Annotated in this window: 12 protein-coding genes; 2 read left to right on the forward strand and 10 right to left on the reverse strand. The window is 40.9% G+C overall.

Features of this window, described 5'->3' with window-relative positions:
* Positions 1–126: 126 nt before the first annotated feature.
* The gene (locus tag AC4HAO_RS03850; protein ID WP_447452173.1) at positions 127–891 is read left to right on the forward strand and encodes a DeoR/GlpR family DNA-binding transcription regulator; all 765 of its coding nucleotides are present in this window, start codon (positions 127–129) and stop codon (positions 889–891) included.
* A gap of 332 nt (positions 892–1,223) precedes the next feature.
* On the opposite strand, the gene dexB is transcribed toward AC4HAO_RS03850, so the two are convergent.
* From dexB to AC4HAO_RS03885, 7 genes are all read right to left on the reverse strand, one after another.
* Entirely contained in the window at positions 1,224–2,837 is a 1,614-nt protein-coding gene (gene dexB / locus AC4HAO_RS03855) for a glucan 1,6-alpha-glucosidase DexB (protein WP_491134640.1), read from the reverse strand.
* A gap of 309 nt (positions 2,838–3,146) precedes the next feature.
* Positions 3,147–4,280, reverse strand: a complete 1,134-nt coding sequence (locus AC4HAO_RS03860; RefSeq protein WP_491134641.1) for an ABC transporter ATP-binding protein — start codon at positions 4,278–4,280, stop codon at positions 3,147–3,149.
* A 23-nt stretch (positions 4,281–4,303) separates the two neighbouring features.
* Positions 4,304–5,749, reverse strand: coding sequence for a sucrose phosphorylase (gtfA, locus tag AC4HAO_RS03865; RefSeq protein WP_491134642.1), 1,446 nt, complete (start codon positions 5,747–5,749; stop codon positions 4,304–4,306).
* 36 nt (positions 5,750–5,785) lie between these two features.
* Positions 5,786–6,619, reverse strand: coding sequence for a carbohydrate ABC transporter permease (locus AC4HAO_RS03870; protein ID WP_491134643.1), 834 nt, complete (start codon positions 6,617–6,619; stop codon positions 5,786–5,788).
* A gap of 16 nt (positions 6,620–6,635) precedes the next feature.
* Positions 6,636–7,508, reverse strand: a complete 873-nt coding sequence (locus AC4HAO_RS03875) for a carbohydrate ABC transporter permease (protein ID WP_447452178.1) — start codon at positions 7,506–7,508, stop codon at positions 6,636–6,638.
* Between the two features lie 10 nt (positions 7,509–7,518).
* Positions 7,519–8,778, reverse strand: a complete 1,260-nt coding sequence (locus AC4HAO_RS03880) for an extracellular solute-binding protein (RefSeq protein ID WP_491134644.1) — start codon at positions 8,776–8,778, stop codon at positions 7,519–7,521.
* 60 nt (positions 8,779–8,838) lie between these two features.
* Positions 8,839–11,004 (reverse strand): alpha-galactosidase, encoded by a 2,166-nt coding sequence (locus AC4HAO_RS03885; protein ID WP_491134645.1) that lies wholly within the window; start codon positions 11,002–11,004, stop codon positions 8,839–8,841.
* Between the two features lie 124 nt (positions 11,005–11,128).
* Between AC4HAO_RS03885 and AC4HAO_RS03890 the strand changes: the two genes are divergently transcribed.
* Complete coding sequence (locus AC4HAO_RS03890) at positions 11,129–11,983, forward strand: AraC family transcriptional regulator (protein ID WP_491134646.1); 855 nt, start codon at positions 11,129–11,131, stop codon at positions 11,981–11,983.
* 155 nt (positions 11,984–12,138) lie between these two features.
* On the opposite strand, the gene galE is transcribed toward AC4HAO_RS03890, so the two are convergent.
* Genes galE through AC4HAO_RS03905 form a run of 3 tightly spaced genes read right to left on the reverse strand, consistent with a single transcriptional unit; the run spans position 12,139 to position 15,858 of the window.
* A complete protein-coding gene (gene galE / locus AC4HAO_RS03895; RefSeq protein ID WP_491134647.1) occupies positions 12,139–13,143 on the reverse strand; it encodes a UDP-glucose 4-epimerase GalE in 1,005 nt (334 codons plus the stop codon).
* A 54-nt stretch (positions 13,144–13,197) separates the two neighbouring features.
* Positions 13,198–14,670, reverse strand: coding sequence for a UDP-glucose--hexose-1-phosphate uridylyltransferase (gene galT, locus AC4HAO_RS03900; protein ID WP_491134648.1), 1,473 nt, complete (start codon positions 14,668–14,670; stop codon positions 13,198–13,200).
* A gap of 12 nt (positions 14,671–14,682) precedes the next feature.
* Complete coding sequence (locus AC4HAO_RS03905; protein WP_491134649.1) at positions 14,683–15,858, reverse strand: galactokinase; 1,176 nt, start codon at positions 15,856–15,858, stop codon at positions 14,683–14,685.
* Positions 15,859–15,961 lie beyond the last annotated feature (103 nt).

Below are 15,961 nucleotides of genomic sequence, written 5' to 3' on the forward strand. Positions count from 1 at the left end.
GCTATTTTAACGAGATATTTTTGCAGATCTTTTTGAAATAATTTTGTTCTTTTTTGTTTATAAATGTGATATTTAGATTTCGTTATGCTATAATAGCTTCAAAAGAAATGAACAGGAGTTATATGAATGATAAAAAAAGAGCGTTTAAACTGGATACTGGGACAGTTGTCCCAACAAACTATCATCACAGTTAACGATATTATGGAAGCTTTAGGAGTTTCTGATATGACTGTCCGCCGCGACCTGGCAGAACTCGAAAAAGAGCACCGCCTTATCAGAATCCACGGCGGTGCCCAAAGTATCAATAATCTAAATCGACAGGAAAAAACAAACCTAGAAAAGCAATCTGTACAAGTGACAGAAAAAAAACAGATTGCCACATTCACTGCCAAGCGAATCCAAGATGGGGAAACAATCTTTATCGGACCTGGAACGACGCTGGAGTTTCTAGCACAAGAACTAGTAGATCGCAATTTGCGTATTATTACTAATAGTCTGCCCATTTTTGATATCTTAAAAGATAGTTCCAATATTGATCTTTTACTGATTGGTGGCGAATATCGACCGGTTACAGGAGCCTTTGTAGGCTCCCTTGCCAGCACCAATGTTACCTCACTGACCTTCTCCAAAGCTTTTATCAGTGCCAACGCCATCTACAGAGATGCTGTAGCAACCTACAGCGAATCAGAAGGTACCATCCAAGAGCTGGCTCTCAATAAAGCCATAGAAAAGTTTCTGCTGGTTGACCACCAGAAATTTAATTCTTACGATTTCTTTGTTTTTTATAAGACCAGTAATTTTGATTATGTCATCACTGATGGAAAACTAAGCGACAATATAAAGACCGAATATGAGAAAATAACTCATGTTTTAAAAGCCAATGAAGAGTAGCTTAGTTGAGCAAACAAAAGCCAGCTCCAGCAGCTTGGGCTTCCTTTGGGAAAGCCAAAAATCCATTTAAAACCACAAGCAAAAAGGCCATTAGGGTTGAACCTAGTGGCCTTTTCATATCTAAAAATGCGAGCGAGTCGGTGTTTTATGGTCAAAGAAAACCAAGGATAGACAAGATAACAACCTCTTTCCATGTCATTATTTGGATTGCCATAATCTGACTCCTTTAGCCTACTAGCACTCAAGTATTTCTTCAAGTTTAGCTAGACAATAAGACGTTGGACTTTTGGTGCCTAGCCTGCATACTATCATCAGTTGCAAAAACTTTTAGGTTAATGGTTGAGCTTCAGGCAGAAGGCATCCCAGGGCCTGAGCCTCCTATTGGTTAAAACACCTTGGATATCTGTATTTGCAATGATGATCTCTTCAAAAGAGCCGGTCCAATCAAAATCTTGCTCCTGATTTGATAGATTGGCTACAACAAGGTAACTATCTTGATCTAAGACACGCTTATAGGCAAAGACCTTATCCACTGTTTCCAGAAGTTCAAAGTTGGCATCGATTAGCCAGTCATTATCCTTACGGAGTTGAATTAATTTCTGATAAGTATAAAAGATTGATTCTGGATCTGCCAAAGCTGCTTCAACATTAATAGTTTGGTAATTGGGATTAACTGGCAGCCAAGTGTTAGGAGTATCTGAAAAGCCGGCTTGTTCCGAGCTGGTCCATTGCATTGGGGTTCTGGCATTATCCCGTCCAATCATCCGAATGCTGTCCATAATCGCTGCCATATTCTGACCTTCTTCCAAGGCCTCTTGAGCAAAATTGATCGATTCAATATCATTGATTTCTTCAAGGTCAGTAAAAGGATAATTGGTCATACCGATTTCTTCCCCCTGATAGATGTAAGGGGTACCTCGCATCAAATGTAGGAGAATGGCTAGGGCCTTAGCAGATTTTTCCCGATAAATACCAATATCACCCCAGATGGAGAGAATCCTTGGAAGATCATGGTTATTCCAAAATAAGGAATTCCAACCCTGCCCCAGTTCAAGCTCAGTCTGCCACTTATTAAAAATCTCTTTAAGGGCAGGAACATTGAGCTCCCTCTCATAATCCCATTTAGGTGCTCCCAACTTATGTTGCAAACCGATATGTTCAAATTGAAAGACCATGGAAAGCTCATGATGTTCGGGATTGGAGTACTGTTTGGCAATTTCAGGACTGGCTCCCCAAGTTTCCCCAACTGTCATCAGATTATGGGCGCCAAAGCTAGCTCGATTCATTTCCTTTAGATAATCATGAAGATTGGGACCGTTGGTCGAAATACCTTGATCAGGGATTTTCCCAATCATGTCAATAACATCCATACGAAAACCACCAATACCCTTGTCAATCCAAAAATTCATCATAGCGTAAACTTGCTGGCGGAGCTGGTCATTTTCCCAATTCAAATCAGGCTGTTTCTTACTGAAAAAGTGGAGATAGTATTGACCTGATTTTTCATCATATTGCCAGGCGGAGCCGCCAAAGATAGACTGCAAATCATTAGGTTGATCCCGCCAGATATAGAAGTCCCGCTCTGGGCTACTAGGATTTTCTTTAGCTTCAATAAACCAAGCATGCTCGTCAGACGTATGATTGACCACCAAATCCATGATAATCCTGATTCCTCGTTGCTTAGCCTGATCCAAGAGCTCTTCCATATCTGCCATATCGCCAAAAATATCGGCAATAGCTTCATAATTTGAAATATCATAACCATTGTCATCCATTGGACTCTGATAGACTGGCGATAACCAGATAGCTGTAATCCCCAATTTTTGAAGGTAATCCAATTTGCTGATAATACCTTGTAAATCACCAATACCATCACTATTTGAGTCTTTAAAAGATTTGGGATAAATCTGATAGACCGTTGCCTCATGCCACCAATGCTTTTCCATAGCACTTCCTCACTTTTGTTTAGAAATCGTTTTCACACAAAGTTATTATACTTTTTAGGATAGATAAACCATAAAATCCTCAAAAAGTTTGAGGTTTTATAGTCGAATTAAAATTGCTCTAAATTGCTAATACTCTTTAAAAATCAATACCACTTTGTTGACCTCACCTTGCTGTACTTCAGTACAGTCTATGGCTCATCGTCTAGTCTGATTGTCTTTGAGCATAAAAGCCCAATAGACTCCTAGTGATTAGGATACTGTTACTATTTTTATCAACTAGCTAAATGCTTAGTAACTATAGGATAAAACTTAACGGATGACTTTTTCAGTCTCTTTATCAAAGAAATGCCCCTTAGCCACATTGAAGGCTAACTTAACTTCTTGACCTGGCTCATGAAAGTCACGAGCTTCGACCCGTGATGAAAATTCATAAGTCCCATGTTTAAGATAGAGCATGGTCTCAGCTCCTAGTAACTCAGAAACCTGAACTTCAGCTGTCACAATAGCGTTCGAGTAGGTATCAAGGGCGATATGATTGGCGGAAATATCTTCTGGGCGAATACCAAAAATAAGCTTTTTATCCAAATAACCTTTAGCTTCTAAGAGTTTAGCCTGGCCTTGAGGAAGGGCAACCTCAAACCCTGCTTCCCCAACTAGACAGTCTTTCTTAGTCGTAACTTCAAAGAAGTTCATGGCAGGACTGCCGATAAAGCCTGCCACGAATTTATTAGCAGGTTGGTTGTAAAGTTCTTGAGGGGTCCCGATTTGCTCAACGCGGCCAATGGTTCCTGAACCATCTTCATTCTTAGTCGAACTCATGATAACAATCCGATCGGCTAGGGTCATAGCCTCGGTTTGATCATGGGTAACATAGATGGTTGTGGAACCAATCCGACGATGCAGCTTGGCAATTTCGGCTCTCATGGAAACTCGCAATTTGGCATCCAAATTGGACAGGGGCTCATCCATTAGGAAAACTTTGGCATCACGAACGATAGCTCGTCCCATAGCAACCCGTTGACGTTGACCACCAGAGAGGTCAGCTGGTTTTCTTTCAAGGAACTCGGTTAATCCAAGAATTTGAGCGGCCTCTTTAACCCGCTGATCAATATCTTCCTTGGAATACTTCCGTAGTTTTAAACCAAAGGCCATATTATCATAGACTGTCATGTGGGGATAAAGGGCATAGTTTTGAAAAACCATGGCGATATCACGGTCCTTGGGAGCTAAATCATTGACGACTTTGCCATCAATTTTAAGCTCCCCCTTACTGATATCTTCTAAGCCAGCCACCATCCGTAAAGTTGTCGACTTGCCACAGCCAGAAGGACCAACAAAGACGATGAATTCCTTATCTTTGATGGAGAGGTCAAAATCTTCTACAGAATAGTGACTACTATTGGGGTATTTTTTATAAATGTGGTTTAAATTTAATTCTACCATAAGCTTCTTCTGTTAACTCCTTCTCATTCAAATGTAATGGTTTGACCATTCTCAGTGACCTGATAGGTTAAATCTTGCAAATTAATAACAGCTTGGGCTAAAGCACTCTTATCCTGATTAGAACGCTTAATAACGATGGTGTGGTCGTCTAGAACTTCCGCTTCAAGGCTGCCGTCTAAGTCGAAAGCTTGAGAGTTGTTGCGATAGCTAAACAGTTTGATCAAAGCTTTGACAACTGGCCGTTCAACTTCTTGTACAATCTCCTCACTACTATAATAATGGCGATTGATATTGCGACCTTCCTTGGTTTTTTCCAAAAGTTCCAGATCGTTCTTTCCAGCCAAAAGTCCAACATAATAAACTTGCGGAATCCCTGGTGCAAAAGCTTGAATGAGACGGGCTAAGAAATACTTCTTGTCATCATCACCAAGGGCTGAATAGTAAGTCGAGTTGATTTGATAAATATCAAGGTTATTATATTCTGCCGTTGAATATTTGCGATTGACGTTGGCTCCAACCTTGTAGAGTTGATCGGAAGTGTAACCAATTTCCTCGTCTGTCAAGATATCTTTAACATCTACAACTCCGATGCCATCATGGGTATCCAGCGTAGTAAATTGTTTCATAGGACTTTTAGCCAGCCAATCTGCCAAACGTTGCACCCTACCGCTATAGAGAGAGTAGAGGGTTACCATTGGAAGGGCGAAATCATAAACGAAATAGTCATGCTCAGCAATTTTGAACTGGATGGAATAGTGCTCATGTATTTCCGGCAGGATATCTGCTCCTGCTTTCTTGGCGATTGTCTGTACCTTGGTTAGAAGATCCCAAATTTCTGGTTCAACAAAGAAATCATTAGTGTCCAACTTTTTCACAGCGTAGGCAAAGGCATCTAGGCGAATGAGGTCACAACCATTGACTGCTAGATGGTCGATGGTCTTTTTGATAAAGTCCATAGTCACTTCTTTGGTAACATCTAGATCAATCTGCTCTTCTCCAAAAGTATTCCAGAGATGTTCTTTGGTTCCATCGGCGAAGACAATCTCCTGCATAGGAGCTTTGTCTTTACGTTTATAAATTAAATCAATATCTGCTTGGGTTGGACGGTTTTCCGGCCAGAATTTTTCCCAGCGCAGAAATAAATCCGCATAGTCAGAAGCATCTTTTTTCTCTTGAAAATCCTTATAATACTTAGATTGACGGGAGATATGATTAATCATAAAATCAAACATCAAGTAGTATTTAGCACCTAAACGTTTGACATCATCCCAGTCACCAAAAGCAGAATCCACCTTATCGTAATCAACTGGAGCGAATCCCCTATCTCCCGTCGAGGGGAAGAAAGGCAGGAGATGGACGCCTCCAATTGCATCTCCAAAATAGGTGCCGATATTTTCATCCAGCTCTTTTAGGTTCCTACCTAAACTATCTGAGTAGGTAATTAGCATCGTTTTATTTGTTAGTGTCATCGCAACCTCTTTTCTAACTCACTTAGCTTTTAGTTATCATTTGACAGCACCATTGCTCATTCCTGAAATGATATGCTTTTGGAAGATCAGGTAGACGATGGTGATAGTGATAATGCCAACAATATAGGACGCAAAGCTTGGCCCATAGTCATTGAAATATTGACCGGTATAATTGTATTGGAAGAGAGGCAAGGTCCAAAGTTTGGAATCCTTGTTCAAAATCAAGAGGGGTAACATGAAGTCATTCCAGAACCAGAGAGCATTGATAATGAGGGTCGTCGCATGCATAGGTTTTAGCATAGGAAAGATAACTTTGAAATAAGTCGTAAACCTATCTGCCCCATCAATTTCTGCCGCTTCATCCAGACTATCTGGAACGCTCATCTTGATATACCCAACATAGAGAAAAAGAGTCTGAGGGATAGCATAGGTCAGGTAGAGGATAATCAACCCCCACATATTAGCTAAACCAAGCCGATTCATCATCACAGTAATAGGAATCATAATGACTTGAAAGGGCACGAAAATTCCAAGAATCAAAAGGCTATACATGATAGCAAAGGCCTTCTTCCGAGACATATTGCGGGCAATGGAGTAAGCTGCCGCTGGAACGAAAAGCATAACAACAGCGACCGAAACAACGGTGATAATGGTGGAATTCCAGAAGTAACTACCAATACCATCATTTAAGAGTCTTTGATAGTTATTTAAGGTGAAAGGATTTGGCCAGGAGAAAAAATTCTCCATAATATCCTTAGTGGTTTTAAAAGAGCTAAAAACGGTAACCAGTAAAGGTATTAAAATAAGAAAACCGCCAGCACTGAGAAGGACATATTTCCAAAAATTATCAAGAGTTTTATGTTTTTTCATTTTCATAGACCTCCTCTTAAATTTCAAACTTTTTAGACAGTCTAATTTGCAAAATAGAAATGATACCGATAATGACAAAGAGAACAAGGGCAATAGCATTGGCATAGCCATAAGAATTATTCTTAAAGGCATAGTTATAGACCAAGAGTCCTAGAGAGGTCGTAGAGTCATTTGGTCCACCGCCAGTCAGGGCAAAAATTTGGTCAAAGGCAGTTAGACCTGCTTTCAGAGCCATAATAAAGACAATTGAGATGCTTGGAAGGAGGTAGGGAAGCTCTACACTCCAAAAAATCTGGCGACTGCTTGCTCCATCAATTTCAGCTGCTTCAATAATCTCAGATGGAATACTTTGCAGACCCGATAGAAAAATAATAATTGGCATGGCTAATCCTTGCCATAAGAGGACAAAGATAACGGAGAAAATAGCACCTGCATTAGTCCCTAATAAACTGACCTTCAAAAAGTCAATATGCAGGGCAGAACCGATAGCAGGCAGACCGTAATTAAAAACTTGTTTAAAAATCAAGGAAACGGTCAACCCAGACAGAACTGCTGGAAAGAAGAACCAAGCCCTAAAGAAGGTCTGTCCTTTGATTTTTGAATTGAGAGCCCTAGCAATGAAAATCCCCAAAGCAATCTCACCAACGATGAGACAAACAGTCAGAATCAGGGTGAATCCAATAGCGGACAGAAACTTGTTATCTGTGGCCAAAATCTTATAGTTGTTGAGACCAACAAAATGGAAATTGTAGGTTAAGCCCGTCCAGTCAGTCAAACTATAAAAAGCTCCCTGAATCATAGGCAGATAGAAGAAAATAGCCTGTAAAAGTAAGGGAATAATCAGAAATGACCAGCCCCAATATTTGTTGAAAAATTTTCTAAACTGCATGACTTTCCTCCTATTCCGTCGCCTTCATGGGATTAAAGAAGGCATTCAAATCATCAACATAACCTTGCTTATTACCAGTTGTCAGATAGTTGCTGGTCAAGGTGAAGAAATCGTTCTCGCTGGTCCAATCTTGAGCTAACCAAACCAAGTGACGATTGGTAAAGGCTAACTTATTAAGGTTGGCTAACTCGGAATCAGGTTTTTCTTTGACACCCTTAACCGCAATTGGCGAGCCGTCAATGTCATAGTATTTCTGCATAGCCTTAGCTGTTGTCATATAGGCCACAAACTTATTAGCTGCATTCTTGTGCTTACTTTTAGAGGAGATAGAGAGAGCCAAGTCACCTGCGCCAATAGTTAGAGAATCTCCTTTCTTTTCACCTGGAAACGCAAAGGTACCAATTTCAAAATTCGGATCCTGCTGTTTAATAACGGTCAAGGCCCAAGAACCATTTGGCGTCATTAAGGCATCTCCTTTAGCGAAGCTAACTAAGGCATCATTGTAGCTGGCACCTTGCCAATTGGTTTGGAGAGCTCCTTTCTTACGCAGTAAGTCTAAGCGTTCGATATCCTTTTTCATTAGAGGATCGCTGGCTTTAATCGAATCAGTTTTTGAAAAACGTAAGTAATTGTTGACCGCTTTACTGCTACCAGCTGAGGTTGCAAAAGCCAATTGATTATACCCATTGAGTGTCCAACCTTCAGAACCAGCAATGGCAAATGGGGTTTGCTTGTTTTTGATGATGGTATCAACTAAGCTTTCAAATTCATTCCAAGTCTCTGGAACCTTTAAACCAAGTTTGGCAAAAGCTGTCTTATTATAGTAGATACCATAAACATTAGCGGAGAGAGGAACATTGTAAACTTTTTTCTTGATAGCATACTTCTGGGCATAGTTATTTTTAATATTATTAACATAGGACTTATGGGTCATATCTTCAAAATAACCCGCCTTTGCCCACTCTTGGAAATCAACATTTTGTGGGTAGATATTAATGACATCGGGGACGTCACCTGAGAGCATCCGTGATTTCAAGACATCACCAGGATTTGGTACATCGACAACCTTGACATGAATCTTAGGATTTTCCTTTTCAAAATCTTTAGCGATTTCCTTCAAGGTCTTGGACATTTCCTTTTTCTGATTGAAATATTCAATCGTTACTTTTCCACTGGGCGAGGAATCCTTGTGACAGGCTGTTAAAAATACAGCCGCCAGAACTATCATTCCTAAGCCTAGAATGAATTTTACTTGTTTAAACCATTTCATCAATTAGCCTCCATTCTTCCAAAATTCTATTAGGGCTAGAAGACAGGCGATTAAGTCTGTCTAAGTTTCTTTTACAAAATAAAGTTGCTTACTGAGGTAGTCGCCTTGAGGAAGAACCATGGTCAAACCAGCATACATAAGTTCAGCACCCGAATAAGACTTATCCTCATCTACCAATTTATAAGTTGCGTCCGGATCCAATCCTTTTAGCTTGAGGGTTGTTTCCATGGTCTCAATCGTGGACAAAATACGGACATAAGTAAGAACCACCTGCTTGTCATCATTAAACTGGACAGCCATCTCATTAGCCCCTCTGATTGGATTAAGAAGGCGGTAAAGCCTCCCTTTTTGAACGGTTGGACGGATAGCCTTATATCGCTTAACTTGATCAGCAATTTCTTCCTTTTCTAAGTCAGAAAGCTTGGTTAAATCCAACTCATAGCCGAGATTACCCATCATAGCGACATGTCCTCGTGTTTTAAGCGGCGTAACCCTTCCCATTTGGTGATTGGGAACAGCTGACACATGAGCTCCCATAGAGATTGTTGGGTAAAGATAAGAAGATCCATACTGAATAGACAAGCGAGAAATAGCATCTGTATTATCGCTGGCCCAAACTTGTGGGAAATATCGCATCATTCCAAGGTCATTGCGGCCACCACCGCCCGAGCAGCTCTCAAAGAGAACTTGCGGGTGCTTCTTTGTCAGATAATCAATAACCTCGTACAGTCCCAATATGTAGGCATGGGATTGCATTTGTGTCTCCAGATAGGTATCACCATTACCAACATTGGTGATATTACGATTGTAATCCCACTTGATATAGTCGATTGCATGCCGACGCAAGATATCATCAAAAGTTAGCTTAATATACTCTACTACTTCAGGGTTTGCAAAGTTTAGAACAAGCTGGTTGCGAGAATAGGTGTGGCTGCGTCCAGCTGCCTGAATGACCCAGTCAGGATACTTCCTATAAAGATCACTATCTTCGGAAATCATCTCAGGTTCAACCCAGAGGCCAAATCTCAAGCCTTTGGCATGGATGTCAGCAATCAACTGGTTTAAGCTGCCCCCTAATTTTTCTTCATTTACCCACCAGTCACCCAGAGCCCGATTATCATCAAAGCGATGGCCGAACCATCCATCATCTAGTACGAAAAGCTCCATCCCTAACTGACTGGCCTCATCTGCTAACTGAAGCAATTTGTCTTTTTGAAAATCAAAATAGGTTGCCTCCCAGTTATTGATGAGAATAGGACGCTCAACATCTGCGAATTGCTGGGGAATGATGTGGGATTGAACAAAGGACTGGCTCTCTTGGCTAAGAGCCGTCAATCCTTGATCGCTATAGCTAATCAGGGCTACAGGGGTATCAAAAGTCTCACCTGGCTTTAGCTCCCAAGCAAAATTCTCATCATTGATACCTATTCCCAAACGGATTTCATTGAGCTGATTCTGCTGAACAAAAGCTTGGAAGTTTCCACTATAGAGGAGTTGCAAGGCTAAAGATTCACCATAATAGTCATTAGCTTCTTGTTCACACAAAATTAGAGCAGGTGTCTGCGAATGGCCAGAAGCCCCCCGATTGGAACTGATGGAAAAAGTTCCCTGTTCAACCGCTTGCCTTCTAACCGTTTTTTCTCTAGCATAGGCTCCTTGGAGACTGATTACATCATAAGGAGCAGCTGGCAAATCACACATGGCCGATAAGATACGGTGAAGGATAACTTTTTCTTTAGAAAAATTTTCAATCCGAATAAAAGTCGATAAGGTGTCTCGCCCAGAATAAGTTGTATAGTAAAGTTTGACCCTTGTTTGGGAAAGGTCATCAACCAAGCTTAATTCCAAGGTTTCAGCCCCCTCAGCTGAATACGGGTTCGGTAAGCCACTGGCCACCACTACACCTTCTATGACCCTAGCCTCGGTAAATTTGAACTGATTCAAAGCATTATTACCATGCTGCAGGACTACGGCTGGCTGCCTAAAATCACCAAAACCGTGAGTCCCTAGAATCTGTCGCTGAGTGTCATAGCTATAGGTTCTGACATTTGGATCGGGATTTCCAGAAAAGGCATGATCGCGTTCATGAACCCTATTAGAAAAATGATATTGGGAGATTTTCCTTCCCAGATGCCTTAACAGTAAATCAGAATTCTTTTGTTCAATAATCATTGAAGAAGTCTGCGCTTCTATATAAAATAGATTACCTTCAATCTTAATTCCCATAGACATACCCTTCCTAAGTAATCTACTTGCTTACTTCTCTATTATAATCGTTGTAAGCGTTTTATTATATAGTCCTATGTTTCCTTTATATGGTATAATGTTGCCTAAAGACAAGGAGGCTAAAATGAATGTTTTAAATACCTACAATGAATTCGACAGCAACCACATTGACCTCAATATTGACCACTATGGTGCTGAAGCTTGTGATTTTGGCTATTCTTTTGGACCGAGTACCCGTGATAACTATGTCCTTCATTTTATCATTAGCGGTCAGGGAAACCTTCGGATAGACGGAAAATCTGTATCTCTAGGAACAGGAGACTTATTTTTGTTACCTAAAAATCGTGTTAGCTTTTACCAAGCTGATAGAAAAGAGCCTTGGACTTATCTTTGGATAGGCTTTAGTGGATCTAGAGCAGACTCCCTCCTCCAACAAACTTCTCTCATGACCGACTATTATGCCCACTCTTCATTAGATTCGGCTATCTTGAAACAATTATTGGAACTTTTTGATAGCGATGATCGTTCTTTAACAACGATCAATGAATTACGGCTTTTGGCTCAGCTCTACCAATTGTTGGCCAGCCTGTTGGAAGAGTTTCCCCCGATTAACCAAGATGTCGGTCAACAGATTGAAAATTATAATCGGCAGGTTTTGAAAATTATCCATAGTCAGTACGATCAACCGCTGAAAGTTTCTGAAATAGCCAAAAAATTGAATCTCAATCGGAGCTATCTCTACAAAATCTTTAAAGAACGAACTGGCTACTCCATCAAAGAATATTTACTAAAAGTACGTATGGAAAAAGGAGCCAGTCTCCTAAAAAAGACTAACCTAACCATAACAGAGATTGCTCACTCTGTTGGTTTCACCGATGTTTTAGCTTTTAGCAAAGTCTTTAAAAAATACTTCAAGAAAAATCCTAGCTGCTTCCGCAAGGAGCAACTGAAAAAATTAGCTAACCCTTCTAAAGAGTGAATTAAAAAAACTTTACACCTTTCCAGTTTAAAAATAGTAGTTGACTACTTGAAGTTCGCGAATTTCCTAGTAAATTTCTTCATGAATTTTTTGAATAAAATCACAAAAAAACTCCTAGTCGTTAACGTATAGCCAGACTAGGAGTTTTTACTGCTTTATGCATTTCTATCATCATAACCCTTTGGGTGGCTGGAATGCCAAGCCCAAGCAGTTTGAATAATTTTTTCAATATTATCAAATTCAGGTGCCCAGCCGAGAACCTCTCTGGCCTTGGTCGAATCTGCAACCAAAGTATCAGGATCTCCTGGCCGGCGGTCAGCCTTTTCAGCTGGAATTTCCTTACCTGTGACCTTGCGGGCAGCTTCTAAAATTTGCAAGTTAGAGAAGCCTGTCGCCGAACCTAGATTAAAGGCGGTAGAGGGATTGCCTCGACGCAAATAATCTAGAGCCAGTAAGTGGGCCGATGCCAGGTCAAAAGGATGAACATAGTCACGCACATTAGTGCCATCTGGAGTATCATAGTCATCCCCAAAAATCATGATTTTTTCTCGTACCCCTTGAGCTACCTGAAGAATGATTGGCAGCAAGTGGGTTTCAGGTCCATGATCCTCACCAATAGAACCATCTGGCTTAGCTCCAGCCACATTAAAATAACGCAAAGGCACGAACTTAATCCCATAAGCCTGATCGGACCATTTCATAATGGTCTCCATCATCAACTTACTTTCGCCATAAGGATTAATAGGTCTTTGTGGCGTTGTTTCTTTAATAGGAATTTCTTCCGGAATGCCATAAGTCGCTGCGGTTGACGAGAAAACGATATGCTTGATGTCAAACTCATTCATAACTGCCAAAAGTTTAATCATCCCGGCTGTATTGTTATCAAAATACTTGAGAGGATTCTCCATAGACTCAGCCACCAGAGAAAAAGCCGCGAAATGGATAACAGCATTAAGGTCAGGATTTTCCCTAAAAACCTGCCGCATGAAATTTTGATCTGCTAAATCTCCTTGATAAAACTTGGCGGATGGATGAACAGCAGCCCGGTGACCAGTCACCAAGTTATCCACCACTACAACATCTTCCTGCCCCTTTTGAACCAAATAATCCACCATGTGAGAGCCGATATAACCAGCTCCTCCAAGAACTAAAATTGCCATGTTACAAGATACGCTAGGGCTTGAGCCCTCCCTTTCATCATTTGATTCATTTGCTTAGTCTATGCCAATGGTTTCAAGAAAGCGTCTAAATGCCAGTTGACCATCTTTATTTCGTTTATAGACACCCGCATCTTCCAGCACGCGAACAAAAACTTGGCCGACTGCATGCTGCACAACCTGATGCACATTACCAACGCTAACATTAGCAGAGTTTTTTAACTCATCCGCCCAAGCCTTGTGATAGTCAGCAATCTCATTATACTGATTTATCAGGTAGTTTTCAACCTCAATTAATTCCGCTTTTAGACGAGGAGGGAGAATAGCCAACCCCATGACTTCGATTAGGCCAATGTTTTCCTTTTTGATATGCTGAACATCGGCATGAGGATGGTAAACACCATCTGGATACTGGTTTGATGTATGGTTATCGCGGAGAACTATATCCAACTCGAACTGGCTATTGCGTTTTCTGGCAATCGGAGTTACCGTATGGTGAGAACCTTCTTGACTAAAAGCGACTACATCCACTTCGGGATCACTATAGTGTCGCCAAGCTTGGAGAATCTCTTCTGCTAAGGCTACAAGACGGCTTTTATTCTTCCCCGTCAAACGAATGACCGACATAGGCCATTTGACAATTCCAGCTTTAATATCAGGGAAATCTTTAAAATAAAAAGTATAATCAAGTTCTGCCTTCTCCATAGGGAAAACATGACGTCCCCCCTGATAGTGGTTATGGGTCAGTATAGATCCCCCAACGATAGGTAGGTCAGAGTTCGAACCTGCAAAATAACCGGGAAATTTATCCACAATCTCTAGAAGTTGCTCAAAAGTTCTTCTTGTGATCTGCATAGGGATATGCTGGCGATCTAAAAAGATACAATGCTCATTGAAATAAGCATAGGGCGAATATTGAAAGCCCCATTCCTGTCCTAACAAATCTAGGTGGATAATGCGATGGTTGGCTCTGGCTGGATAGTCAATCCGACCCTGATATCCCTCATTTTCCATACAAAGTTGACACTTGGGATAGGAAGACGCCTTAACTTTCTTAGCTGCAGCAATTGCCTTGGGGTCCTTTTCAGGCTTGGATAAATTAATTGTAATTTCGATATTACCGTAAGCCGAAGGCACTTGATAGGCAATATTTTTAGCGATAGCTGCTACCTTAATATAGTCATTAGCCTTACTTAGTCGGTAAAAATCAGCAATGGCTTGCGTCGGAGAGTCACCATAGGTCTGCCAGAAGTCTTGGTTGACCTTACTAGGAGCCGGAGTGATAAAATTCATCAATTCTGCTCCCAGACAGTCCTTTTCTTCTGCTAAAGTTCCCACCTTTCCATTTGCCACAGCCACTTGGAGCAAAGCTTCCTTGAGTTCAATCAAACCTGTCAGCCCACTCTCTTTATCAACACCGTCTTCTCCGACCAAGGCCAATATTCGATTGTGGAGATAGATACTGTCCATCTCTTGGTAATCACTATTAGCAATAATTTTCTCTACAAAAGTACTTACTAAGCTTGTCATTCTAGATTCCTCTTAACACTTACGTGATAAAACACGTGATCCTTGTGAAATCTCTGCGGTATAAAAAGCAGGGGCATAGCCAATAATTTGGGTATAAATTTTTTCTAAGGCTTGTGTAAAAGTTCCCACCTTATCTCTGGCGACCAGAGCGATAGCGCAACCACCAAATCCAGCACCTGTCATCCGAGCTCCGAGAACGCCTTCTTGTTCCCAGGCAGCATGAACCAAGGTATCCAACTCAGGACCGGTTACCTCATAATCATGTTCTAAGGAAACATGAGAAGCGTTGATTAAGCGGCCAAATTCTGCTAATTGACCAGACTCCAAAGCTTTACGAGCCTGCAGGGTTCGTTGATTCTCCCAGATAGCATGGCGAGCCCGTTTGATGCGGTCAGCATCTTTAATAAGATAGCAATACTCATCAAAAGTTTTGGCATCTAACTCGCCCAGCGTCTTGATCGCAAGTTTCTTGTTCAGCTCTTCTACTGCCCTTTCGCACTCAGACCGACGTTCATTGTATTTTGAATCAGTCAATTTACGCCGTTTATTGGTGTTCATGATAACAATCAGATTATCGCCCAAATCAAGCGGAACTAAGTCGTATTCCAAGGTGTTAGTATCCAGATAAATGGCCCTTTTATCAGCTCCCATCCCGACAGCAAACTGGTCCATAATACCAGAATTGACACCAATAAAATCATTTTCAGTCTTTTGACCAGCTTTGACTAAATCAAGACGCTCAAGCTTGAGTTGGTAAAGTTCCTCAGCGACAATTCCCACTAATAATTCTAAGGAAGCAGACGAGGAGAGGCCAGAACCATTAGGAATATTTCCATTGACATAAAGGTCAAGTCCAGTGTCAATCACATGACCAGCTTCCTGTAAAAACTTAATCATCCCTTTAGGATAATTGGCCCAGCCATCTGCTGAGTCATAAACCAGATGATTTAGGTCAACTTCGATAATTCCAACCTCAGAAAAATTGGCAGAATAGAATCGCAAAGTCTGATCCGACCGTTTGCGAGCAGCACCATAGGTTCCTAGTGAAATAGCTGCTGGAAAGACATGACCTCCATTATAATCCGTATGTTCACCAATTAGGTTAATGCGTCCGGGTGAAAAAAAGGTAGCATCTGCTTGCTGTTTAAAAACTTCCTCAAAAGCTTGATTTAAACTTGCACTATCCATAAATTTTCTCCATTCAATTTTTATTAATTTCATTTTATCCAGTGAAATCGCTTTCGTCAATAATTTTACTAAATTTTTACTAATCTTATTACTTGTGCTATAC

It is taken from the genome of Streptococcus sp. ELY_137 (genome assembly GCF_058314515.1).

Excerpts from the sequence above, each read along its gene's own strand:
- AC4HAO_RS03850 (WP_447452173.1), top strand. The coding sequence starts at position 127 with ATGATAAAAAAAGAGCGTTTAAACTGGATACTGGGACAGTTGTCCCAA.
- dexB (WP_491134640.1), bottom strand. The coding sequence starts at position 2,837 with ATGGAAAAGCATTGGTGGCATGAGGCAACGGTCTATCAGATTTATCCC.
- AC4HAO_RS03860 (WP_491134641.1), bottom strand. The coding sequence starts at position 4,280 with ATGGTAGAATTAAATTTAAACCACATTTATAAAAAATACCCCAATAGT.
- gtfA (WP_491134642.1), bottom strand. The coding sequence starts at position 5,749 with ATGACACTAACAAATAAAACGATGCTAATTACCTACTCAGATAGTTTA.
- AC4HAO_RS03870 (WP_491134643.1), bottom strand. The coding sequence starts at position 6,619 with ATGAAAAAACATAAAACTCTTGATAATTTTTGGAAATATGTCCTTCTC.
- AC4HAO_RS03875 (WP_447452178.1), bottom strand. The coding sequence starts at position 7,508 with ATGCAGTTTAGAAAATTTTTCAACAAATATTGGGGCTGGTCATTTCTG.
- AC4HAO_RS03880 (WP_491134644.1), bottom strand. The coding sequence starts at position 8,778 with ATGAAATGGTTTAAACAAGTAAAATTCATTCTAGGCTTAGGAATGATA.
- AC4HAO_RS03885 (WP_491134645.1), bottom strand. The coding sequence starts at position 11,004 with ATGGGAATTAAGATTGAAGGTAATCTATTTTATATAGAAGCGCAGACT.
- AC4HAO_RS03890 (WP_491134646.1), top strand. The coding sequence starts at position 11,129 with ATGAATGTTTTAAATACCTACAATGAATTCGACAGCAACCACATTGAC.
- galE (WP_491134647.1), bottom strand. The coding sequence starts at position 13,143 with ATGGCAATTTTAGTTCTTGGAGGAGCTGGTTATATCGGCTCTCACATG.
- galT (WP_491134648.1), bottom strand. The coding sequence starts at position 14,670 with ATGACAAGCTTAGTAAGTACTTTTGTAGAGAAAATTATTGCTAATAGT.
- AC4HAO_RS03905 (WP_491134649.1), bottom strand. The coding sequence starts at position 15,858 with ATGGATAGTGCAAGTTTAAATCAAGCTTTTGAGGAAGTTTTTAAACAG.